Here is a 23,429-nt window from a genome sequence, read left to right as displayed (position 1 = left end):
GACGCCATCGGGAGCGACAGGCTGAATGATTACATCATTACCACATCGAACTGCTCTTGATTATAGAGCGGCTCAATTTGTACTTTGACCTGCTTGCCGACAAAGATTTCAACTTCCGCCAGCGCGTGGGACTCTTCCCCTTTCAGCGCTTCCGCGACGGCAGGTGAAGCATAGACCAGGAAGCGGTCTGAGTCATACGCATGATGCACGCGGACTATTTCGCGCATGATCTCATAACAGACCGTTTCGACCGACTTTACCGTACCGCGCCCATGACAGGTAGGACACTCGTTACACAGCACATGTTCCACGCTTTCACGGGTGCGTTTACGGGTCATCTCGACCAGCCCCAGCTGCGAGAAGCCGTTAATGCTGGTTTTCACCCGGTCTTTACTCAGCGCCTGCTCCAGGGAATGCAGTACCCGACGACGATGATCTTCATTATTCATATCGATAAAATCAATGATGATAATGCCGCCCAGATTACGCAGACGCAGCTGGCGCGCGATGGCCTGCGTGGCTTCAATATTGGTATTGAAGATAGTGTCGTCGAGATTGCGGTGGCCAACGAACGCCCCGGTGTTGATATCGATGGTGGTCATCGCTTCGGTCTGATCGATGATCAGATAGCCGCCTGATTTCAGCTCAACTTTACGCTCCAGCGCGCGCTGGATTTCGTTCTCAACGTCAAAGAGATCGAAAATCGGCTGGCGGCCGCTGTAATGTTCCAGCTTGCTGGTCATTTCCGGGATGTATTCCGCGGTGAACTCCAGCAGCGCCTCGTAGGTCAGGCGCGAATCCACGCGAATGCGGTCAAGCTGAGCATCGGCGAAATCGCGCAGCACGCGCTGGGCCAGCGCCAGCTCGCCGTACATCTGATAGCGGGTCTGGTTACGCTTTTTGCGTTCCATCACTTTGGTCCAGACGCGCTTGAGGTAGGCCGCATCCGCCGCCATCTCTTGCTCATGCACGCCTTCCGCCGCGGTGCGAATAATAAACCCGCCCTGCTCGTCGCAATATTCGGTGACCACGCTTTTCAGACGTTCGCGCTCAGCCTCGCTTTCAATTCTCTGCGATACGCCGACGTGCGAAGCGCCCGGCATAAACACTAAATAGCGGGAAGGTATGGTGATGTCGGTGGTTAGACGCGCGCCTTTGGTACCCAGCGGGTCTTTCACCACCTGCACCATCAGGTCCTGGCCCTGACGCACTAGTTCGGAAATATCGCGAACGGTAAACTGCTTTTGCTCTTCACCCGCTACGCACTCGGTGTGCGGCATGATATCGGAAGCATGCAGGAAGGCGGCCTTATCCAGGCCAATATCTACAAAAGCCGCCTGCATTCCAGGCAACACACGACTGACACGACCTTTGTAGATATTGCCTACGATTCCGCGCCGCGCTTCTCTCTCAATATGAATTTCCTGCAGGATCCCGCCATCGATATACGCGACGCGCGTCTCGGATGGCGTTACGTTAACTAATAATTCAGCCGTCATCTTTATCCCTTTTCTTCACGCAGTGAGTTAAAGTTACTCAGCAACTCATACGTTTCCACCAGCGGTAAGCCGACTACGGCGTGATAGCTGCCATTTATCTTCCTGACAAAACAACCACCCAACCCTTGAATACCGTATGCGCCTGCTTTATCTAAAGGTTCGCCACTGGCTACGTAGGTAGCGATATCCTGCTCGGAGAGCAGACGGAAGGTCACTTCCGTCACCACCAGGCAATCCAGCGTTTGCTGCTTATCCGCCAACGCCACCGCGGTCATCACCTGGTGGGTTTTTCCGGAAAGCATGCGAAGCATTTCTGCGGCGTGCCCGGCGTCGCGCGGCTTTTCCAGCACTTCGCCGTTAAGAATGACAATCGTATCCGCGCCCAACACCGGCAGATCGCGCGGCGCCATCGCCACGCCAGCCAGCGCTTTTTCACGCGCCAGACGCGCAACGTAATGCGCAGCGCTCTCCTGCGGGTCGCGCCGTTCCTCAATACCCGGAACCAGGCGTTCGAAAGAGAGACCAAGCTGAGTTAACAGTTCCTGCCGACGCGGGGAACCAGAAGCCAGATACAGAGTTGTCATATCAACCTTTATTGAACCGCAAATTGCTGACGCACTTTACGCATTAGCAGGAATAGCCACGGCCAGAGCACACCATTTACTACACTACTCCAGAACACTTCCGGACGGAAAGAGACGTTGATCACTAAAAACTCTGCCCAGAAAACAATGATATCAACGGCAAGAGACAACAGCATGACCACCAGCGCCTGTTGCCAGAGCGCCAGATTACGGAACAGCTGATATTTTAAAGCGACCAGATAGGCAACAATACTTAACGACAGCGCGCGTACGCCGAGGGTCGAACCGCTGATGAGGTCGAGAACCGCCCCCATAACAAAGCCGGTACCGACGTTAACCCGATGCGGCAGCGCGAGGATCCAGTACAGCAGAATCAATAACACCCAGTTTGGCCGGAAGACGGTGATGTCCTGCGGCCAGGGCATAATCTGCAGCAATAGCGCGATAAGAAACGAGAGCCAGATAACCCAGCGTCCCTGGCTACGATAACTTGCCACTATTGCCCCCCTGCTGGCAGAGGTTGCGCGGACGGCGGCGGCGTCAGGCCCGTCGCCGGCGCCGGCATCTGCGGCCCCATAGCATCAGGCGCAGGCAGCACCTGCGGCATCATTTGCATCAGGCGCTCATTGGCAACGCGGTGAACCTCTTCCGGGGTCATCGGGTTGGCGCCGTTGCGATCGGCGCCCCACAGCAGCAGCAGATAGCGCAAACGCTGCAGACCGGCGGTCGGACGGGCCTGGATTACCGTATAAGCACGTTGAGTATCCAGACGTACCGAGGAGACCACCCCAACCGGATATCCTTCCGGGAAGCGTCCGCCGAGCCCGGAGGTCACCAGCACATCGCCGACGCGAATATCGGTATTCGCCGGCAGGTGTTCAAGCTGTAAATCATCAGTGCAGCCGTTGCCGGCGGCAATCACGCGGATATCGTTACGCAGCACCTGGATCGGCAAGGCATGGGTCGCATCGCAAATAAGCAGCACGCGGCTGGTCATTTTCGCAACCGCCACCACCTGGCCGACAACGCCCTTGTCGCTAATAACCGGCTGGCCTTCATATACGCCATTGACGCTGCCTTTATCGATAACGACCTGATCGCTGTAAGGGTCGTTAACCGTCGAGATAACCTGAGTCACCATCTTCTGCTCGTCCTGACGCAGCGGCGAGCCTAACAGCTCACGTAAACGGGCATTTTCTTGTTTGTATTGACCAAGCATCAGCAGATCGCTGTTTTTCAGCAGCAGTTCCTGACGCAGCGCGCGGTTTTCCAGTTCGAGCTGATCGCGGGTCGCCAGCGATTGCGATACGCTGTCGAGCAGTTCCCGGGGACCATTTGAGATAAAGTAGAAAGGACTGACGGCTGTATCCATGTACGTTCGGATTTGGCTGAACGTACCCAGGCGGCTGTCGGCGATAATGACGCCAAGCGCCACCAAAACCGCCAGAATAAGGCGAATCTGTAGCGACGGGCCACGGCTAAAAATTGGCTTCATAGGCTATGCGTATTCTCGTGTCAGTAAAGACCAGAGGCAGCCCTTAAGCTGCCCCAGACCTTCAGGCTGACTACTCTTCGCTGAACAAGTCGCCGCCGTGCATATCGATCATTTCCAGCGCCTTACCGCCGCCACGAGCGACGCAGGTCAGTGGATCTTCTGCAACTACGACAGGGATCCCTGTCTCTTCCATTAACAGACGGTCAAGGTTGCGCAGCAGCGCGCCGCCGCCGGTCAGGACCATACCGCGCTCGGAGATATCGGATGCCAGCTCCGGCGGGCACTGTTCCAGCGCGACCATAACGGCGCTGACGATGCCGGTCAGCGGCTCCTGCAGCGCTTCGAGGATTTCGTTGGAATTCAGGGTGAAGCCGCGTGGAACGCCTTCAGCCAGGTTACGGCCGCGCACTTCGATTTCGCGTACTTCATCACCCGGGTAAGCGGAACCGATTTCGTGTTTGATACGCTCAGCGGTCGCTTCGCCGATCAGGGAACCGTAGTTACGACGCACGTAATTGATCACGGCTTCATCGAAACGGTCGCCGCCGATACGTACGGAAGAAGAGTAGACCACGCCGTTCAGGGAGATAACCGCGACTTCGGTAGTACCGCCGCCGATATCAACAACCATAGAACCGGTCGCTTCAGAAACCGGCAAGCCTGCGCCGATCGCGGCCGCCATCGGCTCTTCGATCAGGAAGACTTCGCGGGCGCCAGCGCCCTGCGCGGATTCGCGGATAGCACGACGCTCAACCTGAGTCGCGCCAACCGGCACGCACACCAGCACGCGCGGGCTCGGGCGCATAAAGCTGTTGCTATGCACCTGTTTAATAAAGTGTTGCAGCATCTTTTCAGTCACGAAGAAGTCGGCGATAACGCCGTCTTTCATCGGGCGAATCGCCGCGATATTGCCCGGCGTACGGCCCAGCATCTGCTTCGCTTCATGACCTACAGCGGCAACGCTTTTCGGCGAACCGGCACGATCCTGACGAATGGCCACAACGGAAGGCTCATTCAATACGATGCCTTGTCCTTTTACATAAATAAGGGTATTCGCGGTACCCAGGTCAATGGACAGGTCATTGGAAAACATGCCACGAAATTTTTTTAACATACTAAGGGATAATCCTGAAAGCTGGGGCGGAAAACAAAATCCGCTTACTTTACCAACCACACGCAGCAGCGACAAGGCGCAAAAATCATCTGCTACGGTGAAAATTAGTGCAGTTCATTTCCTTTGTTACAAACATTTACGAAGTCCCTTCGGCGCTGAATAAATCAGCTGCGCTCCGTGCTCTGTTTGTACCTGTCAAAGGTCAGTCTTGCGTAAGTTGCGACATTCCGGCGGGTAGACAAGCACACCCCCTTTACTATGGCGCGCGTTATTCTACGTGAAATCACGCCAAACGGCAGATCAAACAGAGTATCTTTGCGAATATTTTTTCACATTTGTGTCAAGTGGCTGTGAGGCGGCAAAAAATTCCCCCTGACCGCCGGTCACGCCGCATTGCGACAGCACCTGCCACTCGCTGCGACTGCGGACTCCCGTCGCAAAAACCTGTACCGGCATCCCTTTACAGGCCTCCACCAGACTTTGAACCAGTAACTGGTTCTCGCTGCGTTTTTCAATATTGCGCGATAGCCCTTGATGCAGCTTGATCACTTCCACGTCCAGCTGCTTGATCCAACTGGTGCCAACCAGCGTCAACCCGGCCTGAACCACGGCGACGCGAATGCCCAGCGCGTTTATCAACCGCATTACCGGGTGTAAACGGCCGATATATTGACAAACATCCGCCTCTGCAAGTTCAAAAATAATCCGCCGACGTTGCGATTTTTCGCACTGCATCATGGTATCGCGCAGCCAGCGCTGGAAACGCGGGCGAATCAGCGACTCCACGGTCACCTGTAGCGCCAGCGTTTGATCCGGCCAATAACTTAATAACGGCAGCAAACGCGTAATCTGTAGGCGATCGTACTCTTCCGCTAAGCCGAACTGCTGCACCATCGGCATATACTCGGCGGCAATCACCTCTTCTTTACCGTCATAGATGCGGCACATGAGCTCGCGGTGATGTACCCGCCCATCGCGCATGACCGCCGGTTTCTGATACAAGCGCGGGCCGCCGCGGCTGAGCATCTGCTCGATAAGCGTTCGCCAGCGCACGTTGCCACGCCCCTTCTCCGGCAGCGAATCATCGTAAACCGCCCAGCTATTACTCCCCTGCAGCACGGCGTTGCGGGTGGCGGCTTCAGCATGTTCCATCACCTGAGAGGTGGACTGGCCGCTGCGGAACGCGCAGATGCCGATATGCATCGTGTCGTCTTTATCCAGCACCCGCGTTGACGGCAGCGCATCCATTGCCTTCAGCAACTGCCCGGCAATACTATCAGCCTCTTTTAAAGTGCGATGCGGCAATAAGACGGCGAAGTCGCTACGGTGATAGCGCGCCAGTAGCGAGCCGGGATAGCGCATAATAAAAGTAGACAGCAAATTAATTAGCGTGAAGTAATGTTCTTCCGCCGCCGCCCGTCCCCAGTTATCGCGCAGCAGATCAAACTCCGGCAGGCGAATCATCATCACAATACCGTGCGCCCCCACCTTTTCCTGATCGTCCAGCAGCGTCGCCAGTTGATTATCAAAGAACAGGCGGTTGTTAAGGCCGGTTTTAGAATCCTGGGCGGCGTAGGAGCGAATCAGGGTATCCATGCGGCTGCGCTGATCGCTGGCAAACTGCAGTTCCGAGAGCAGCATATCCAGCGCGCTGCTGGTACTGGCCGGCCATTCATGAACCGAACCGCGCACCTGCGGCCCGCGCTCGCCGCTGAGAATGCGCCGCGCGCGCAGCTCCAGTAGCTCCTGTCCCGCCAGCTGACGGCGGATCCAGCGAATCGAAAAGAAGATAATCAGCACCATGAAGCCGATGGCGAAGGAGAGCGGCGCGGTGACGTGAAGCGAGCGGAAGTAATTGACCATCGGGTCCATGTAGACCAGACGAATCGAAATTCCGGGATGTTTGAGCGAGGGTACCGTCATTTCACGATACTGGTTGTTACTGCCCAGCGGACGGTAACTATCACCGCGGGTATGGCTGTAAAGCGATTTGCCGTTGAGCAGAAAATCAATATGTTCGACTTCTACCGGCGTGAGCAGCTCGTCCATTTGCGGTTCGAGCTTCTCAAAAGAGGTGGTCACCAGGCGGCTATCCAACATCGTCGCCACCGCCTGCACGCGATTCTCAACTTTAATCTGAATGCCGTTGTAAAAGCTCAGCGACGCGCCGATAAGCGTGACAAAAATCGTCAGGCTGGTGAGCAGCGTAACAAATGCTGAGAATTTCGTCGTTAATCGCATCCCTGTGTTAACTCCGCGTGTGAATAACTACCCGATGGGCATTCGGGCCCCTTTTAAGACTTTTACTTAAGTAAGTACTAACTTTCTGAAGCGACGCATACTACCAAAGCTGGCGTATCTGGCAATTTATTGCGTTACATCCACGTAATAATGCCGTTAGCGAGTATAGTCTGCAGAATAATTTTTCCAATCTTCAAACCGCGAGGAACCACATATGCAGGCTTTAATCTTAGAACAGCAGGATGGCAAAACCCTTTCCTCGGTGCAAAACATCGATGCCAACCTGCTGCCGCCAGGCGATGTGACTGTCGATATTCACTGGTCGAGCCTCAATTATAAAGATGCCCTGGCCATTACCGGCAAAGGAAAAATTATCCGCAACTTTCCGATGATTCCTGGTATCGATTTTGCCGGTACCGTCCATGCCAGCGAAGATCCGCGTTTTCACGTTGGCCAACAGGTGTTACTCACCGGTTGGGGCGTGGGAGAAAACCATTGGGGCGGCCTGGCCGAGCGCGCCCGTGTCAAAGGCGAATGGCTGGTGGCTATGCCTGAAGGTCTCGACGGACGCAAAGCGATGGCGATCGGTACCGCAGGTTTTACCGCTATGCTATGCGTGATGGCGCTGGAAGACGCCGGCGTGCGTCCGCAGGATGGCGAGATCGTCGTAACAGGCGCCAGCGGCGGCGTCGGCAGCACGGCAGTCGCTCTGCTGCATCATCTGGGTTATCAGGTGGCGGCGGTTTCCGGTCGCGAAAGTACCCATGACTATCTGAGAAGCCTCGGCGCGCAACGTATTCTGGGCCGCGACGAGTTCGCTGAGAGCCGTCCGCTGGAAAAACAAATCTGGGCGGGCGCTATCGATACCGTCGGCGATAAAGTGCTGGCTAAGGTGCTGGCGCAGATGAATTACGGCGGCTGCGTCGCGGCCTGCGGCCTGGCGGGCGGTTTCGCGCTGCCGACCACCGTGATGCCGTTTATCCTGCGCAACGTACGCCTGCAGGGCGTCGATTCGGTAATGACTCCGCCTGCGCGCCGCGCAGAAGCCTGGCGCCGGCTGGTGCGCGATCTGCCTGAGTCTTTTTACGCGCAAAGCGCGACCGAAATCAGTCTGGCGGATGCCCCGGCCTTTGCCGACAAAATCATGAACAACCAGATCCAGGGACGTACGCTGGTCAAAATCGGCTAATCTGCAATTTTTCGTGACATATTCGCGATCGCGCTCCGCCTCCGTCATGCTTAGAAAAAAGTATGACGGAGGACGCCATGAAAACCAGAAAACTGACGGAAGCCGACGTAACGGCGGAATCGGTATTTAACCTGCAGCGCCGCCAGGTGCTGAAAATGCTCGGTATCGGCGCGACGGCGATGTCGCTCTCAACGAAGGCCCACGCCGACCTGCTCGATTGGTTTAAAGGCCATGACCGCCCGCCGGCGCCCGCCGGAAAGGCGCTGACCTTCGATAAACCCGCAGCATGGCAAAACAAGCTCGCCCTCACCCCGGAAGATAAAGTCGCCGGCTACAATAACTTTTATGAATTCGGCCTCGATAAAGCCGATCCGGCCGCTAACGCAGGCAGCCTGCGCACTGACCCCTGGACGCTTACCATCGGCGGCGAAGTCGCCAAACCCCTGACGCTCGATCACGACGACCTGACCCATCGTTTCCCGCTGGAAGAGCGTATTTATCGTATGCGCTGCGTAGAGGCCTGGTCGATGGTCGTGCCGTGGGTCGGCTTCCCGCTGCATAAACTGCTCGCGCTGGTGGAGCCCACCAGCAACGCCCGCTACGTCGCTTTCAAAACGCTGTATGCGCCGGAACAAATGCCGGGACAAAAAGATCGCTTCATCGGCGGCGGCCTGACCTATCCCTATGTCGAAGGGTTGCGCCTTGATGAAGCAATGCACCCGCTCACGTTGATGAGCGTTGGCGTCTATGGGAAAGCGCTGCCGCCGCAAAACGGCGCGCCCATCCGCCTGACCGTGCCGTGGAAGTATGGATTTAAAGGGATTAAATCTATCGTAAGCATCGAATTAACCCGCGAGCGGCCGCCGACCACCTGGAATCTGGCGGCGCCGGATGAATACGGTTTCTATGCTAATGTGAACCCGCACGTCGATCATCCGCGCTGGTCGCAGGCCAGCGAGCGGTTTATCGGCGCCGGTGGCGTACTCGATGTAAAACGCCAGCCGACGTTACTGTTTAATGGCTATGCCGAGGAAGTCGCGTCGCTGTATCGAGGGCTTAACTTACGGGAGAATTTCTAGTGCGCCTGAGCGTTAAACAGATAGGCTGGCTGAAAGTTGTGCTGCATTTAGCCGGTTTTTTACCGCTGGTCTGGCTGTTCTGGGCCGGACATCAGGGCTATTTCAGCGCCGATCCGGCAAAGGATATCCAGCATTTTACCGGACGGATGGCGCTGAAGTTTTTGCTTGCCACCTTGCTTATTACGCCGCTGGCGCGTTACGCTAAACAGCCATTATTGATACGCACCCGCCGGTTATTAGGGTTATGGTGCTTTGCCTGGGCCACGTTGCACCTCACCAGTTATACGTTGCTGGAGCTCGGCATTAACAATCTGGCGCTGCTCGGTTCCGAGATAATCAACCGTCCGTATCTCACGCTTGGTTTAATCAGTTGGCTGGTTTTACTGGCGCTGGCGGCGACGTCAACCCAGTACATGCAACGAAAATTAGGCCGACGTTGGCAAACATTGCACAACTTCGTCTATCTGGTGGCGATCCTCGCCCCTATTCATTATCTGTGGTCGGTGAAGATTTTATCGCCGCAGCCGCTGATTTATGCCGGACTGGCAATAGTACTTTTAGCCAGCCGCTACAAGAAGTTTCGCCAGTGGTGGCGCTAATCTCCGGATATGTGCAGTTCCCCGCAGAACGTTTATCAACCGCGACTCTTTTTACGATAGCGGTTGATAATCTTCCCTGATAAGACCAGTATTTAGCTGCCAATTGCTACGAAATCGTTATAATGTGCGACTTTGGTTTTCCTGAAGGGGTTTTCGAACCCTGAAAAGGTGACAAGCGCGTATCGAAGGTATATTTTGTTTTTTACCCGAGGTTAGCAGGAGATAGCTGCACAATGGCTGACAAGTTTCGCATTTTGCTTTTGAACGGACCAAACCTTAATATGCTCGGCAGCCGTGAACCCGAGAAGTATGGTTCGCTAACGCTGGCAGAAATTGTTAACCGTTTAACCGCAGAAGCGGAAGCGCTAAACGTGACGCTCGACCACCTGCAATCCAATGCGGAGTTCGCGCTCATCGACCGAATTCATCAGGCTAAAGACTCTGTGGACTATATCCTGATCAATCCGGCCGCGTTTACGCATACCAGCGTGGCCATCCGCGACGCGCTGCTTGCCGTGAGTATCCCGTTTATCGAGATCCACCTGAGCAACGTGCATGCGCGCGAGCCGTTCCGTCACCACTCGTATCTGTCTGATGTCGCCTCGGGCGTGATCTGCGGATTAGGTGCGGACGGCTATTCATACGCTTTACAGACGGCGGTCAAACGCCTGTCACAAACACACTAAACAAAGAGTACGGAACCCACTCATGGATATTCGTAAGATTAAAAAACTGATCGAGCTGGTTGAAGAATCAGGCATCTCCGAACTGGAAATTTCTGAAGGCGAAGAGTCTGTACGCATCAGCCGTGCAGCGCCTGCTGCTAGCTATCCGGTAATGCAGCAAGCCTATGCTGCGCCAATCGCCCAGCCTCAGGCGCCAGCCGCCGCAGCGCCGGCAGCAGCACCTGCCGCTGAAGCGAAAGCGGAAATCAGTGGTCACATCGTACGTTCCCCGATGGTCGGTACTTTCTACCGCACCCCGAGCCCGGACGCGAAAGCCTTTGTGGAAGTCGGTCAGAAAGTTAACGTGGGCGACACCCTGTGCATCGTAGAAGCGATGAAAATGATGAACCAGATCGAAGCCGACAAAGCCGGCGTGGTTAAAGCCATTCTGATCGAAAGCGGCCAACCTGTAGAATTCGACGAGCCGCTGGTTGTCATCGAGTAACGAGGCGAACATGCTGGATAAAATTGTCATCGCTAACCGTGGCGAGATCGCACTGCGCATCCTGCGTGCCTGTAAAGAACTGGGCATCAAGACCGTTGCTGTGCACTCCACCGCGGATCGCGATTTAAAACACGTATTATTAGCGGATGAGACGGTCTGCATCGGCCCGGCTCCGTCCGTAAAAAGCTATCTGAACATCCCGGCTATCATCAGTGCGGCGGAAATCACCGGCGCGGTAGCGATTCACCCGGGTTACGGTTTCCTCTCCGAGAACGCTAACTTTGCCGAGCAGGTTGAACGTTCCGGTTTCATCTTCATCGGCCCGAAAGCCGACACCATCCGCCTGATGGGCGACAAAGTGTCCGCTATCACCGCGATGAAGAAAGCTGGCGTCCCGACTGTTCCAGGTTCTGATGGCCCGCTGGGCGACGACATGGACGCTAACCGCGCGCATGCCAAACGTATCGGCTATCCGGTTATCATCAAAGCCTCCGGCGGCGGCGGCGGTCGCGGCATGCGCGTCGTGCGCAGCGACGCTGAACTGGCGCAATCCATCTCCATGACCAAAGCGGAAGCGAAAGCGGCTTTCAACAACGACATGGTCTATATGGAGAAGTACCTGGAAAATCCTCGTCACATCGAGATTCAGGTGCTGGCGGATGGCCAGGGCAACGCTATCTATCTGGCGGAACGCGACTGCTCCATGCAGCGTCGTCACCAGAAAGTCGTCGAAGAAGCGCCGGCGCCGGGCATTACCCCGGAACTGCGTCGCTACATCGGCGAACGTTGCGCGAAAGCCTGTGTGGATATCGGCTACCGCGGAGCGGGTACCTTTGAGTTCCTGTTCGAAAACGGCGAGTTCTACTTCATTGAGATGAACACCCGTATCCAGGTAGAACACCCGGTTACCGAAATGATCACCGGCGTTGACCTGATCAAAGAACAGCTGCGCATCGCGGCGGGTCAGCCGCTGTCTATCAAGCAAGAAGAAGTGCAGGTTCGCGGCCATGCGGTAGAATGCCGTATCAACGCCGAAGACCCGAACACCTTCCTGCCGAGCCCGGGTAAAATTACCCGCTTCCACGCGCCGGGCGGTTTTGGCGTGCGCTGGGAGTCTCATATCTACGCCGGTTACACCGTACCGCCGTACTATGACTCAATGATCGGCAAACTGATCTGCTACGGCGAAAGCCGTGATGTGGCGATTGCCCGCATGAAGAATGCGCTGCAGGAACTGATCATCGATGGCATCAAAACCAACGTAGAGCTGCAGATGCGCATTATGAGCGACGAGAACTTCCAGCATGGTGGCACCAATATCCACTATCTGGAGAAAAAACTCGGACTGCAGGAAAAATAATCCTGTACTCGCTGCAAAAGGCCGGATAATCCGGCCTTTTTTCTTTTTCTCTCCCCTCGACTTTTCCATGCGGTACAATCCCCGCTTTCTTCATCCTCAAGGGACAAAAAATGGACAAAAGATTTGTTCAGGCCCATAAAGAAGCGCGCTGGGCGCTGTGGCTGACCCTTCTCTATCTTGCCGCCTGGCTGGCTGCGGCCTATTTACCGGGCGTCGGTATCGGCTTTACCGGCCTGCCGCACTGGTTTGAACTGGCCTGCCTGCTGGTGCCGCTGCTGTTCATCCTGCTGTGCTGGGCGATGGTGCGCTTTATCTTCCGTGATATCTCTCTGGAGGATAACGATGCAGCTTGAGATTATCGTGGTGCTGATCGCTTATCTGTTTGTGGTCTTCGGGCTGTCTCTTTACGCGATGCGTAAACGCAGTACCGGGAACTTCCTTAGCGAGTACTTCCTCGGCAGCCGATCGATGGGCGGTTTTGTATTAGCCATGACCCTCACCGCTACCTATATTAGCGCCAGCTCGTTTATCGGCGGCCCCGGCGCCGCGTACAAATATGGGCTGGGCTGGGTACTGCTGGCGATGATCCAGGTACCGACGATCTGGCTTTCTCTCGGGATCCTCGGCAAGAAGTTCGCGATCCTGGCGCGCCGCTACAACGCCATTACCCTTAACGATATGTTGCAGGCGCGCTACCAAAGCCGCGCGGTGGTATGGATTGCCAGCGTCAGTCTGCTGGTGGCCTTTGTTGGGGCCATCGCGGTGCAGTTTATCGGCGGCGCGCGCCTGCTGGAAACCGCCGCCGGGATCAAGTACGAAACCGGACTACTGATATTTGGCATCACGATTGCGCTCTACACCGCTTTTGGCGGCTTCCGCGCCAGCGTACTCAACGATACGATGCAGGGGATGGTGATGTTGATCGGAACGATCGTCCTGCTGGTTGGCGTCGTCCATGCCGCCGGCGGCCTGCATCAGGCGGTAGACACGCTCCAGCAAATCGATCCGCAGCTGGTATCGCCCCACGGCGCGGATGATATCCTCACGCCAACCTTTATGACCTCGTTTTGGGTGCTGGTCTGTTTCGGCGTCATCGGCTTGCCGCATACCGCCGTACGCTGTATCTCTTATAAAGACAGTAAGGCCGTACACCGCGGGATCGTTATTGGCACTATCGTAGTAGCGATACTGATGTTCGGTATGCATCTCGCCGGCGCTCTTGGCCGCGCCGTCCTGCCGGGCCTCACCGTGCCCGATCAGGTGATCCCGACGTTAATGGTTCAGGTGCTGCCGCCGTGGGCCGCTGGGCTGTTTTTAGCGGCGCCGATGGCCGCGATTATGTCTAACGTTAACGCCCATTTACTGCAGGCATCGGCTACGATCATTAAAGATCTATGGCTCAGCGCTCAGCCGACGAAAAAGCGTAATGAGCAGAAGCTGAAGCGGATCTCAACGATCGCCACTTTAGTGCTGGGCATACTCATGATGCTGGCCGCCTGGCGGCCGCCGGAAATGATTATCTGGCTTAATCTGCTGGCCTTTGGCGGCCTGGAAGCGGTGTTCTTATGGCCGCTGGTATTGGGCCTTTACTGGGAGCGGGCAAATGCTGCCGGCGCGCTCAGCGCGATGTTAGTCGGCGGCGTACTGTATGCCGTGCTCGCGACGTTTAATATTCAGTACCTGGGCTTCCATCCTATCGTGCCCTCGCTGCTGCTAAGTTTGTTGGCTTTTGTCGTCGGGAACCGTTTCGGCCAGCCCGTACCGCCAGCCCCTATTATGACTACTGATAAATAAAGAGTTTTGCCATGCCTTGGATCCAACTAAAACTGAATACGACCGGCGCTCACGCGGAAGAACTGAGCGACGCGCTGATGGAGGCCGGCGCGGTCTCGATTACCTTCCAGGACACCCACGACACGCCGGTGTTCGAGCCGCTGCCGGGTGAAACCCGTTTATGGGGAGATACCGACGTTATCGGCCTGTTCGATGCGGAAAGCGACATGAACGAAGCGGTTGCTATCCTTGAGCAGCATCCGCTGCTCGGCGCCGGCTTCGCGCATAAAATTGAACAACTGGAAGATAAAGACTGGGAACGTGAGTGGATGGATAACTTCCACCCGATGCGTTTTGGCGAACGACTGTGGATTTGCCCGAGCTGGCGCGATGTTCCTGATGAGAATGCGGTCAACGTGATGCTTGATCCTGGACTGGCCTTTGGTACCGGCACTCACCCGACGACCGCGATGTGTCTGCAGTGGCTCGACGGCCTCGATCTGCAGGGCAAAACGGTTATCGATTTTGGCTGCGGTTCCGGCATCCTGGCCATCGCCGCGCTGAAGCTCGGCGCCGCCAAAGCTATCGGTATTGATATCGATCCGCAGGCCATTCAGGCCAGTCGTGATAATGCCCAGCGCAACGGCGTCTCCGACCGTCTTGAACTTTATCTGCCGCAGGATCAGCCAGAAGCCATGAAAGCCGATGTGGTGGTCGCAAACATCCTGGCGGGCCCATTGCGTGAGCTGGCCCCGTTAATCAGCGTGCTGCCGGTTACAGGCGGCCTGCTGGGCCTTTCCGGAATCCTGGCAAGCCAGGCGGAAAGCGTCTGCGAAGCCTACGCTCCGCTCTTCACCCTTGACCCGGTGGTGGAGAAAGAGGAGTGGTGCCGGATTACCGGCCGGAAAAATTAAGTGAGACTGCGGCCTACGGGCCGCATTTTTGTTTCCAGTAACCGTCGAATATTGCCAGGAAATGAGAGCCGGATCGCATTACGATGCCCTTTTTTGGCTACAAAAACAGCGTTTTATCCCGTCTCGTATCGCCTTCATCTCAGAAAAATCGAGAAGTTTTGTGATTTTATAATTGGACACAAATTATCCAGTTGTTAATAACGTAATGATTAATATGATAATTTATTCACGGCTATTACGTTACTCCTGGATTCATTGATCTGTAACAGAGGATTGGTCAAAGTTTGGCCTTTCATCTCGCGCAAAAAATGCGTAATATACGCCGCCTTGCAGTCACAGTATGGTCATTTCTTAACTCATGCGCATCGGACACCACCAGCTCAGAAATCGCCTGATCGCAGCACCTATGGCTGGCATCACTGACAGACCATTCAGGACGCTGTGTTACGAGATGGGAGCAGGTTTAACCGTCTCCGAGATGATGTCCTCCAACCCGCAGGTATGGGAGAGCGACAAGTCCCGGTTACGGATGGTGCACATTGATGAGCCCGGTATTCGTACCGTGCAAATCGCCGGTAGCGTACCGGAAGAGATGGCCGCGGCCGCCCGTATTAACGTGGAAAGCGGCGCCCAGATTATTGATATCAATATGGGGTGCCCGGCTAAAAAGGTGAATCGTAAGCTCGCTGGTTCAGCCCTCTTGCAGTATCCCGATCAGGTGAAGTCAATCCTGACCGCGGTCGTCAAGGCAGTGGACGTTCCGGTGACTCTCAAGATTCGCACCGGTTGGGAACCGGAACACCGTAACTGTGTAGAGATTGCCCAACTGGCTGAAGAATGTGGCATTCAGGCTCTGACTATTCACGGACGCACTCGCGCCTGCTTGTTTAACGGAGAAGCTGAATACGACAGTATTCGGGCAGTTAAGCAGAAAGTTTCCATTCCGATTATCGCGAATGGCGACATTACTGACCCGCTTAAAGCCAGAGCCGTGCTCGACTACACGGGGGCTGACGCTCTCATGATAGGCCGTGCGGCTCAGGGAAGACCCTGGATCTTTCGGGAAATCCAGCATTATCTGGACACTGGGGAGTTGCTGCCCCCCCTGCCGTTGGCAGAGGTTAAGCGCTTGCTTTGCGCGCACGTTCGGGAACTGCATGACTTTTACGGTCAGGCAAAAGGGTACCGAATCGCGCGTAAACACGTCTCCTGGTATCTCCAGGAGCATGCTCCAAATGACCAGTTTCGGCGCACATTCAACGCCATTGAGGATGCCAGCGAACAGCTGGAGGCGTTGGAGGCATACTTCGAAAATTTTGCGTAATAGAAATAAAGAGCTGACAGAACTATGTTCGAACAACGCGTAAATTCTGACGTACTGACCGTTTCTACCGTTAACTCTCAGGATCAGGTAACTCAAAAGCCCCTGCGTGACTCGGTTAAACAGGCACTGAAGAACTATTTTGCTCAACTGAATGGTCAGGATGTTAATGATCTGTATGAGCTGGTATTGGCTGAAGTTGAACAGCCACTGTTGGACATGGTGATGCAATACACCCGTGGTAATCAGACCCGCGCTGCCCTGATGATGGGTATCAACCGCGGTACTCTGCGTAAGAAACTGAAAAAATACGGCATGAACTGATATTAATCAGTGAATTGCTGAATTAAAAAGGCGCTCTTCGGCATGGGGAAGCGCCTTTTTTTATGGCCTGAGTTTTTATACGGAATTACTGCCCCACGGCAGCCATCGGCCACCCGCTATGGTCAGGTTGCTGCAACGATAACGCCGACATAATATTGTCTACCAGCACGGGCGCCTGCTGATAGAGATTGAATTGTTCAGGATCCATTAACCAGTTTTTAATAATTCCTGTAAAAGCCCCGTGTAATATAATCAACGTAATTTCGATATTTGTTTCAGCTGGTAATAGTCTGTTTCTGACACAGCATTGTAGTACGTCACGGACTATCGCGTAATTAAAGCCAATTCGCTTGCGAATTTCCGTTTCCGGTAACATATCGCTGGCGAACTCACATTTATGATAAAGAATCTGTAATAGTGCCTGCTGCCGGGGATTCTCAGCGATATATTGCAATCCGGTAATAAATTTTTTACGTAACCCGGTTAACGGATTTTGGTTATCCAGTTCCCACTGCTGATGAGGCAGTAACTCTCTGAGCGGCGGTTGCTGCTGCCACATCTCATTAAACAATTCAGCCTTGCTGGAAAAATGCCAGTACACCGCCCCACGCGTGACGCCAGCGGCGTCGGCGATATCAGTGAGAGTGGTATTGGTGACGCCGCGCTGTGCGAACTGCTGAATAGCGGACTCAATCAGGAGTTGACGCGTTCTTAATGCGTCCTCTTTGGTTTTTCTGGCCATAACCTTTTCCCACTCGCAACCTAACGGTGAATACAGAATTGACTGATACATCTGTCAATTTAGCATTCCAAAGAAAATATTATTTAGCAAAAATGCAGATACGAATATTTAATTTCGAGGAAATACAATACACACGACAAATATAAATACAAAACACATTCACGGAAGCAATATTAAAGAGAAGCGAACTAAACCAACTGCCTGTTTTTTGTTTTTGCGTGCCTTGTTCATTGCTCAAAAATAACTATTTCTTACATCCACCGGTGTTTATTTGTAGGATAACGAACCGCTTTAATATTCATTATTTCTTCGCAGATTCGCCGCCCTATCCGGCCCGTAATCTATAAGGAACAGCAATGACGAGTCATGCCAGAGTTTCTCTTTTATCCAGCTTAATTATCTCCGCCTTGTTGCTTACCGGTTGTGATAATTCAGGCGATCAACAGGCACAGCCACAAGCGCCTCAGGTTAGCGTGCATGTGGTGCACAGCGAACCGCTTTCTGTGACTACCGAACTACCGGGGCGAACTTCTGCTTTTCGCGTCGCTGAAGTTCGCCCCCAGGTCAGCGGCATTATCCTGAAACGCAACTTTGTCGAGGGCAGCGATATCAAGGCCGGTGAATCGCTCTATCAAATCGACCCAGCCACCTATCAGGCGGCCTGGAATAGCGCCAAAGGCGACGAGGCGAAAGCCGAAGCCGCGGCGGCTATCGCCCATCTGACGGTGAAACGCTATGTCCCTCTGCTTGGAACTCAGTATATCAGTCAGCAGGAATACGATCAGGCCGTCGCGACCGCGCGTCAGGCCGATGCCGACGTCGTGGCGGCTAAAGCCGCGGTCGAAAGCGCCCGTATCAACCTGGCGTACACCAAAGTGACTTCGCCCATCGACGGGCGGATTGGTAAATCCACCGTGACCGAAGGCGCGCTGGTGACCAACGGCCAGGCGGACGCCATGGCGACGGTGCAGCAGCTCGATCCGATCTATGTCGACGTAACCGAGTCCAGCAACGATTTTATGCGCCTGAAACAGGAAAGCCTGCAGCGCGGTGATGACAGTAAAAGCGTGCAGCTGATTATGGAAAATGGCCAACCCTATTCCCTGAAGGGATCGCTGCAATTTTCTGACGTGACCGTCGATGAAAGCACCGGGTCCATCACCCTACGCGCGGTATTCCCTAATCCGCAACACACTCTACTGCCGGGCATGTTTGTCCGCGCCCGTATCGATGAAGGCGTCAATCCGCAGGCGATTCTGGTACCGCAGCAGGGTGTTACCCGCACGCCACGCGGCGATGCCACGGTGATGATCGTCAATGCGCAGAACCAGGTAGAAAACCGTGAAGTCACCGCCGCACAGGCGATCGGCGATAAATGGTTAATCACCGGCGGTCTGCAAAACGGCGACAAAGTCATCGTCAGTGGATTACAGAAGGTTCGCCCGGGCATCACCGTGAAGACGACGGAAGATACCGCTGCCCCTGCCGCACAATAAGGTATGAATCGCTATGTCTAAGTTCTTTATTCATCGACCGGTGTTTGCGTGGGTGCTGGCAATCATCATGATGATTGCCGGTGGCCTTGCCATCATGCAGCTTCCTATCGCGCAATATCCCACGATCGCGCCGCCCGCGGTAGCCATCTCGGCAACCTATCCTGGCGCGGATGCGCAAACCGTGCAGGATACCGTTACCCAGGTTATCGAACAGAATATGAATGGTATCGATAATCTGATGTACATGTCCTCTACCAGTGATTCATCCGGTAGCGTGACCATCACGCTCACTTTCGAATCCGGCACCGATCCGGATATCGCGCAGGTACAGGTACAGAACAAACTGCAGCTGGCGACGCCGCTACTGCCGCAGGAAGTACAACAGCAAGGTATTAGCGTTGAGAAATCCAGCAGCAGCTTCCTGCTGGTTGCCGGTTTTATCTCTGATAACCCAAACACTACCCAGGATGATATTTCCGACTACGTTGCCTCTAACATCAAGGACCCTATTAGCCGCCTTAACGGCGTGGGCGATGTGCAATTGTTCGGCGCGCAATATGCCATGCGTATCTGGCTTGACGGCAACTTGCTGAATAAATATAACCTCACGCCGGTCGATGTTATCAACCAACTGAAGGTGCAAAACGATCAGATTGCCGCCGGGCAGCTTGGCGGTACGCCGTCGGTTAAAGGTCAACAGCTCAACGCCTCGATCATTGCCCAGACTCGCCTGAAAGATCCGGAGGAGTTCGGTAAAGTCACCCTGCGGGTTAACGCCGATGGTTCCGTGGTTCGCCTGAAGGATGTCGCGCGTATTGAACTGGGCGGCGAGAACTATAACGTTGTCGCCCGTATTAACGGCAAACCCGCCTCTGGCTTGGGGATTAAACTGGCGACCGGCGCCAATGCGTTAGATACCGCTACGGCGATTAAAGCGAAACTTGCCGAGCTGCAGCCCTTCTTCCCGCAAGGGATGAAAGTTGTTTATCCCTACGACACCACGCCGTTCGTTAAAATCTCCATTCACGAAGTGGTTAAAACGCTGTTTGAAGCCATTATCCTCGTCTTCCTCGTGATGTATCTATTCCTGCAGAACATCCGTGCAACGCTTATCCCGACGATTGCCGTGCCGGTGGTTTTGTTGGGCACCTTTGCGGTACTGGCGATGTTCGGCTACTCCATCAACACGCTAACCATGTTCGGCATGGTGCTGGCGATAGGGCTACTGGTCGACGATGCCATCGTGGTGGTGGAGAACGTCGAGCGCGTGATGGTCGAGGAGAAGCTTTCCCCCGTTGAAGCCACCGAGAAATCAATGGAGCAGATCCAGGGGGCGCTGGTTGGTATCGCCATGGTGCTCTCGGCGGTATTCGTCCCGATGGCCTTCTTTGGCGGCTCGACCGGGGCGATTTATCGTCAGTTCTCCATCACTATCGTTTCCGCGATGGCGCTGTCTGTACTGGTCGCGCTGGTACTGACCCCGGCGCTGTGCGCAACCATGTTAAAACCAGCATCCGCAGACCATCATGGCAAAAAGGGGTTCTTCGGCTGGTTTAACGCCAGGTTTGACCAAAGCGTTAACCACTACACCAACAGCGTAAGCGGGATCCTGCGCGGCACCGGGCGCTATCTGGTTATCTATCTGCTGATTGTTATCGGCATGGCCGTACTGTTTGTCCGCCTGCCGACATCATTCTTACCTGATGAAGACCAGGGCGTGTTCCTGACCATGATCCAACTGCCCGCAGGCGCCACCCAGGAGCGTACGCAGAAGGTGCTTGATTCCGTCACTGACTACTATCTGCAGAAAGAGAAAGCTAACGTTGAAAGCGTGTTCACCGTTAACGGCTTTAGCTTCAGCGGACAGGGCCAAAACTCCGGTATGGCCTTCGTTAGCCTGAAACCGTGGGAAGCGCGCAGCGGTACGGAAAACGGTGTCGAAGCCATTATCAAACGCGCCACTGCCGCCTTTGGCCAGATTAAAGATGCGATGGTCTTCCCGTTCAACATGCCGGCCATCATCGAATTAGGTACCGCGACTGGTTTCGACTTCGAACTGATTGACCAGGGCGGTTTAGGACACACACAGTTGACCCAGGCCCGAAACCAGCTTCTGGGGATGGTAAAACAACATCCGGCTCAACTGGTACGTGTTCGCCCTAATGGCCTTGAGGATACGCCGCAGTTTAAACTCGACGTCGATCAAGAGAAAGCGCAGGCGCTGGGCGTTTCACTATCCGATATTAACGAAACGATCTCGGCAGCGCTTGGCGGCTACTATGTGAATGACTTTATCGACCGCGGCCGCGTGAAAAAGGTCTACGTTCAAGCCGATGCCAGCTTCCGTATGCTGCCGGGTGATATCAATAATATGTATGTCCGCAGTTCTAACGGTGAAATGGTACCGTTCTCTGCATTCGTCACCTCACGTTGGGTATATGGTTCTCCGCGCCTTGAGCGTTACAACGGCCTGCCTTCGATGGAGATCCTCGGCGAAGCTGCTCCGGGCAAGAGTACCGGGGAAGCGATGGCGCTGATGGAGCAACTGGCCAGTAAACTACCTACGGGTATTGGCTATGACTGGACCGGCATGTCCTATCAGGAGCGTCTCTCAGGCAACCAGGCGCCAGCGCTATATGCTATTTCGCTGATAGTCGTCTTCCTCTGCCTGGCTGCACTCTATGAAAGCTGGTCTATTCCATTCTCAGTTATGCTGGTTGTGCCATTAGGGGTTATCGGCGCATTATTAGCAGCTTCGCTTAGAGGATTGAATAATGACGTTTATTTCCAGGTCGGCCTATTAACCACTATTGGTTTATCTGCGAAGAACGCTATTCTTATTGTCGAGTTCGCTAAAGATCTTATGGATAAAGAAGGCAAAGGCATTATTGAGGCGACCCTGGAAGCATCTCGTATGCGTCTGCGCCCTATATTAATGACTTCATTAGCCTTTATTCTCGGGGTCATGCCATTAGTGATTAGCCATGGAGCTGGTAGCGGCGCGCAAAACGCTGTCGGTACCGGTGTGATGGGCGGTATGCTTACCGCAACGCTGCTGGCCATCTTCTTCGTGCCGGTGTTCTTTGTGGTCGTAAGGCGTCGCTTTACCCGCCACGCAGAATAATCGACTATAATTATCAAGGCGCCACGCGGCGCCTTTTTTATTTCTATCAGAACAACAAGTTAGTAGAAATATTAATTTTTCATCTCCGACTAACGCCTTGAAATATCCCCCTCTGCATATTTTCTTCATTATTTCTCATTTCTCTTCACGATATTTACACTGCTCATAATTTGAGATTATTTCCCCTTCCAGGCCTGGGTCATTGCGATGGTAAAATAAGCTATTCCGTTATGTGTTGACATCGTTGACAGCAAACGGTTATTTAGAGGTAATACCATGAAAAAATTAATATTAGTGACATTGTTAGCAACGTTGCTTGCTGGCTGTGCCCATGATTCCCCGTGCGTGCCTGTCTATGACTCGCAGGGCCGACTGGTGCATACCAACACCTGTGTAAAAGGCACAACACAGGATAACTGGGAAACAGCTGGCGCGATCGCCGGTGGTGCCGCAGCGGTTGCCGGTCTCACGTTAGGTATCGTGGCGCTTACTCGTTAGCGATTCCTCGCCATAATGCTCAGCCGGGAGGTATCCCTGTCGGCTTATTCCCCTGAAAGGCAAAAGGCCCGGTCACACGACTGGGCCTTTCATTTATATTGATATGGTCGCTTTCCCCGGGGGCGGCGCGATGCGCCTTTCCCGGGCTACGATTTTTGTAGCCCCGGTAAGCGCAGCGCCACCGGGGATCTGGCGGCGCGTCTGGCCGCAAAAGACAAAAACGAAAGGCCCGGTCACACGACTGGGCCTTTCATTTATATTGATATGGTCGCTTTCCCCGGGGGCGGCGCGAGGCGCCTTTCTCGGGCTACGATTTTTGTAGCCCCGGTAAGCGCAGCGCCACCGGGGAGATAGACGCCACACAGCAAAAAACCCTGCACCTTCCGGTACGGGGTTCTTCTTGTTTGATGCCTGGCAGTTTATGGCGGGCGTCCTGCCCGCCACCCTCCGGGCCGTTGCTGCGCAACGTTCAAATCCGCTCCCGGCGGATTTGTCCCTACTCCGGAGAGCGCTCATCGACAAACAACAGATAAAACAAAAGGCCCAGTCTTTCGACTGAGCCTTTTGTTTTATTTGATGCCTGGCAATTCCCTACTCTCACATGGGGAGACCCCACACTACCATCGGCGCTACGGCGTTTCACTTCTGAGTTCGGCATGGGGTCAGGTGGGACCACCGCGCTCTCGTCGCCAGGCAAATTCTTTACAAGTGCCGAACTTTAACCTAAAAAGTGGTGCTGATACCCAGAGTCGAACTGGGGACCTCACCCTTACCAAGGGTGCGCTCTACCAACTGAGCCATATCAGCACGCTAAATTTGATGCCTGGCAGTTCCCTACTCTCACATGGGGAGACCCCACACTACCATCGGCGCTACGGCGTTTCACTTCTGAGTTCGGCATGGGGTC

At 54.5% G+C, this 23,429-nt stretch carries 21 protein-coding genes, 1 tRNA gene and 2 rRNA genes; 14 read left to right on the top strand and 10 right to left on the bottom strand.

Features of this window, described 5'->3' with window-relative positions; genetic code table 11:
• Positions 1-29 precede the first annotated feature (29 nt).
• The 6 genes from rng to csrD form a co-directional block, all read right to left on the bottom strand.
• Positions 30-1,499, bottom strand: a complete 1,470-nt coding sequence (gene rng / locus PGR29_RS12685) for a ribonuclease G (protein WP_015369465.1) — start codon at positions 1,497-1,499, stop codon at positions 30-32.
• A 2-nt stretch (positions 1,500-1,501) separates the two neighbouring features.
• Positions 1,502-2,083: a Maf family protein gene (locus PGR29_RS12680; RefSeq protein ID WP_087859171.1), complete on the bottom strand. Its 582-nt coding sequence runs from the start codon at positions 2,081-2,083 to the stop codon at positions 1,502-1,504.
• A gap of 8 nt (positions 2,084-2,091) precedes the next feature.
• Complete coding sequence (gene mreD, locus PGR29_RS12675; RefSeq protein ID WP_087859170.1) at positions 2,092-2,580, bottom strand: rod shape-determining protein MreD; 489 nt, start codon at positions 2,578-2,580, stop codon at positions 2,092-2,094.
• Positions 2,580-3,578 carry a rod shape-determining protein MreC gene (gene mreC / locus PGR29_RS12670; protein ID WP_015369462.1) on the bottom strand — a complete coding sequence of 333 codons (999 nt, stop codon included), beginning with the start codon at positions 3,576-3,578 and terminating at the stop codon, positions 2,580-2,582. Before mreC ends, mreD begins: the two co-directional genes overlap by 1 nt.
• A 70-nt stretch (positions 3,579-3,648) precedes the next feature.
• Positions 3,649-4,692 carry a rod shape-determining protein MreB gene (gene mreB, locus PGR29_RS12665; RefSeq protein ID WP_002918653.1) on the bottom strand — a complete coding sequence of 348 codons (1,044 nt, stop codon included), beginning with the start codon at positions 4,690-4,692 and terminating at the stop codon, positions 3,649-3,651.
• Between the two features lie 300 nt (positions 4,693-4,992).
• Positions 4,993-6,933, bottom strand: a complete 1,941-nt coding sequence (gene csrD, locus PGR29_RS12660; protein ID WP_015369461.1) for an RNase E specificity factor CsrD — start codon at positions 6,931-6,933, stop codon at positions 4,993-4,995.
• Positions 6,934-7,147: 214 nt separating this feature from the next.
• Between csrD and PGR29_RS12655 the strand changes: the two genes are divergently transcribed.
• From PGR29_RS12655 to fis, 11 genes are all read left to right on the top strand, one after another.
• A complete protein-coding gene (locus PGR29_RS12655) occupies positions 7,148-8,122 on the top strand; it encodes an MDR family oxidoreductase (RefSeq protein WP_213317945.1) in 975 nt (324 codons plus the stop codon).
• 77 nt (positions 8,123-8,199) lie between these two features.
• Positions 8,200-9,201 (top strand): protein-methionine-sulfoxide reductase catalytic subunit MsrP, encoded by a 1,002-nt coding sequence (gene msrP / locus PGR29_RS12650; protein WP_113375047.1) that lies wholly within the window; start codon positions 8,200-8,202, stop codon positions 9,199-9,201.
• Positions 9,201-9,800 (top strand): protein-methionine-sulfoxide reductase heme-binding subunit MsrQ, encoded by a 600-nt coding sequence (gene msrQ / locus PGR29_RS12645; protein ID WP_087859167.1) that lies wholly within the window; start codon positions 9,201-9,203, stop codon positions 9,798-9,800. The genes msrP and msrQ overlap by 1 nt, the downstream gene beginning before the upstream one ends.
• Before the next feature lie 233 nt (positions 9,801-10,033).
• Positions 10,034-10,486, top strand: a complete 453-nt coding sequence (gene aroQ, locus PGR29_RS12640) for a type II 3-dehydroquinate dehydratase (RefSeq protein WP_015369457.1) — start codon at positions 10,034-10,036, stop codon at positions 10,484-10,486.
• 22 nt (positions 10,487-10,508) lie between these two features.
• The gene (accB, locus tag PGR29_RS12635) at positions 10,509-10,970 is read left to right on the top strand and encodes an acetyl-CoA carboxylase biotin carboxyl carrier protein (protein ID WP_015369456.1); all 462 of its coding nucleotides are present in this window, start codon (positions 10,509-10,511) and stop codon (positions 10,968-10,970) included.
• 10 nt (positions 10,971-10,980) lie between these two features.
• Positions 10,981-12,330 (top strand): acetyl-CoA carboxylase biotin carboxylase subunit, encoded by a 1,350-nt coding sequence (accC, locus tag PGR29_RS12630; RefSeq protein WP_015369455.1) that lies wholly within the window; start codon positions 10,981-10,983, stop codon positions 12,328-12,330.
• Positions 12,331-12,440: 110 nt separating this feature from the next.
• Positions 12,441-12,683, top strand: a complete 243-nt coding sequence (locus tag PGR29_RS12625; protein WP_087859166.1) for a DUF997 family protein — start codon at positions 12,441-12,443, stop codon at positions 12,681-12,683.
• Positions 12,673-14,124 (top strand): sodium/pantothenate symporter, encoded by a 1,452-nt coding sequence (panF, locus tag PGR29_RS12620; protein WP_087859165.1) that lies wholly within the window; start codon positions 12,673-12,675, stop codon positions 14,122-14,124. Before PGR29_RS12625 ends, panF begins: the two co-directional genes overlap by 11 nt.
• Before the next feature lie 11 nt (positions 14,125-14,135).
• Positions 14,136-15,017, top strand: a complete 882-nt coding sequence (gene prmA, locus PGR29_RS12615) for a 50S ribosomal protein L11 methyltransferase (protein WP_316424659.1) — start codon at positions 14,136-14,138, stop codon at positions 15,015-15,017.
• A 358-nt stretch (positions 15,018-15,375) separates the two neighbouring features.
• Positions 15,376-16,341, top strand: a complete 966-nt coding sequence (dusB, locus tag PGR29_RS12610; RefSeq protein WP_015369451.1) for a tRNA dihydrouridine synthase DusB — start codon at positions 15,376-15,378, stop codon at positions 16,339-16,341.
• Positions 16,342-16,365: 24 nt separating this feature from the next.
• The gene (gene fis, locus PGR29_RS12605; RefSeq protein WP_000462905.1) at positions 16,366-16,662 is read left to right on the top strand and encodes a DNA-binding transcriptional regulator Fis; all 297 of its coding nucleotides are present in this window, start codon (positions 16,366-16,368) and stop codon (positions 16,660-16,662) included.
• An 85-nt stretch (positions 16,663-16,747) separates the two neighbouring features.
• On the opposite strand, the gene envR is transcribed toward fis, so the two are convergent.
• The gene (envR, locus tag PGR29_RS12600) at positions 16,748-17,404 is read right to left on the bottom strand and encodes an acrEF/envCD operon transcriptional regulator (protein WP_113375051.1); all 657 of its coding nucleotides are present in this window, start codon (positions 17,402-17,404) and stop codon (positions 16,748-16,750) included.
• A 356-nt stretch (positions 17,405-17,760) separates the two neighbouring features.
• Here envR and PGR29_RS12595 point away from each other — a divergent pair, with 356 nt between their 5' ends.
• The 3 genes from PGR29_RS12595 (at position 17,761) to PGR29_RS12585 (ending at position 22,522) form a co-directional block, all read left to right on the top strand.
• Positions 17,761-18,900, top strand: coding sequence for an efflux RND transporter periplasmic adaptor subunit (locus PGR29_RS12595; RefSeq protein ID WP_113375052.1), 1,140 nt, complete (start codon positions 17,761-17,763; stop codon positions 18,898-18,900).
• Positions 18,901-18,913: 13 nt separating this feature from the next.
• Positions 18,914-22,024: an efflux RND transporter permease subunit gene (locus tag PGR29_RS12590; RefSeq protein ID WP_087859146.1), complete on the top strand. Its 3,111-nt coding sequence runs from the start codon at positions 18,914-18,916 to the stop codon at positions 22,022-22,024.
• A 276-nt stretch (positions 22,025-22,300) separates the two neighbouring features.
• Positions 22,301-22,522: a hypothetical protein gene (locus PGR29_RS12585; RefSeq protein WP_015369447.1), complete on the top strand. Its 222-nt coding sequence runs from the start codon at positions 22,301-22,303 to the stop codon at positions 22,520-22,522.
• Positions 22,523-23,100: 578 nt separating this feature from the next.
• Here PGR29_RS12585 and rrf (PGR29_RS12580) read toward each other — a convergent pair.
• From rrf (PGR29_RS12580) to rrf (PGR29_RS12570), 3 genes are all read right to left on the bottom strand, one after another.
• Positions 23,101-23,216, bottom strand: a 5S ribosomal RNA gene (rrf, locus tag PGR29_RS12580).
• A 37-nt stretch (positions 23,217-23,253) separates the two neighbouring features.
• A tRNA-Thr gene (locus tag PGR29_RS12575) sits at positions 23,254-23,329 on the bottom strand.
• Between the two features lie 14 nt (positions 23,330-23,343).
• Positions 23,344-23,429: ribosomal RNA gene (rrf, locus tag PGR29_RS12570) — 5S ribosomal RNA — on the bottom strand; the annotation flags it as partial.

The organism is Klebsiella sp. 141203 (assembly GCF_032601985.1).
Taxonomy (GTDB): domain Bacteria; phylum Pseudomonadota; class Gammaproteobacteria; order Enterobacterales; family Enterobacteriaceae; genus Klebsiella; species Klebsiella aerogenes.
The sequence above is the reverse complement of the archived record's forward strand: the minus strand, read 5'-3'. Positions and strand labels throughout refer to the sequence as shown.

Bases quoted from the DNA above. Each gene is read 5' to 3' on its own strand.
- mreB (WP_002918653.1), bottom strand. From the start codon at position 4,692: ATGTTAAAAAAATTTCGTGGCATGTTTTCCAATGACCTGTCCATTGAC.
- rng (WP_015369465.1), bottom strand. From the start codon at position 1,499: ATGACGGCTGAATTATTAGTTAACGTAACGCCATCCGAGACGCGCGTC.
- prmA (WP_316424659.1), top strand. From the start codon at position 14,136: ATGCCTTGGATCCAACTAAAACTGAATACGACCGGCGCTCACGCGGAA.
- aroQ (WP_015369457.1), top strand. From the start codon at position 10,034: ATGGCTGACAAGTTTCGCATTTTGCTTTTGAACGGACCAAACCTTAAT.
- fis (WP_000462905.1), top strand. From the start codon at position 16,366: ATGTTCGAACAACGCGTAAATTCTGACGTACTGACCGTTTCTACCGTT.
- PGR29_RS12595 (WP_113375052.1), top strand. From the start codon at position 17,761: ATGACGAGTCATGCCAGAGTTTCTCTTTTATCCAGCTTAATTATCTCC.
- accC (WP_015369455.1), top strand. From the start codon at position 10,981: ATGCTGGATAAAATTGTCATCGCTAACCGTGGCGAGATCGCACTGCGC.
- mreC (WP_015369462.1), bottom strand. From the start codon at position 3,578: ATGAAGCCAATTTTTAGCCGTGGCCCGTCGCTACAGATTCGCCTTATT.
- accB (WP_015369456.1), top strand. From the start codon at position 10,509: ATGGATATTCGTAAGATTAAAAAACTGATCGAGCTGGTTGAAGAATCA.
- PGR29_RS12625 (WP_087859166.1), top strand. From the start codon at position 12,441: ATGGACAAAAGATTTGTTCAGGCCCATAAAGAAGCGCGCTGGGCGCTG.
- PGR29_RS12655 (WP_213317945.1), top strand. From the start codon at position 7,148: ATGCAGGCTTTAATCTTAGAACAGCAGGATGGCAAAACCCTTTCCTCG.
- msrP (WP_113375047.1), top strand. From the start codon at position 8,200: ATGAAAACCAGAAAACTGACGGAAGCCGACGTAACGGCGGAATCGGTA.
- envR (WP_113375051.1), bottom strand. From the start codon at position 17,404: ATGGCCAGAAAAACCAAAGAGGACGCATTAAGAACGCGTCAACTCCTG.
- dusB (WP_015369451.1), top strand. From the start codon at position 15,376: ATGCGCATCGGACACCACCAGCTCAGAAATCGCCTGATCGCAGCACCT.
- PGR29_RS12585 (WP_015369447.1), top strand. From the start codon at position 22,301: ATGAAAAAATTAATATTAGTGACATTGTTAGCAACGTTGCTTGCTGGC.
- panF (WP_087859165.1), top strand. From the start codon at position 12,673: ATGCAGCTTGAGATTATCGTGGTGCTGATCGCTTATCTGTTTGTGGTC.
- csrD (WP_015369461.1), bottom strand. From the start codon at position 6,933: ATGCGATTAACGACGAAATTCTCAGCATTTGTTACGCTGCTCACCAGC.
- PGR29_RS12680 (WP_087859171.1), bottom strand. From the start codon at position 2,083: ATGACAACTCTGTATCTGGCTTCTGGTTCCCCGCGTCGGCAGGAACTG.
- PGR29_RS12590 (WP_087859146.1), top strand. From the start codon at position 18,914: ATGTCTAAGTTCTTTATTCATCGACCGGTGTTTGCGTGGGTGCTGGCA.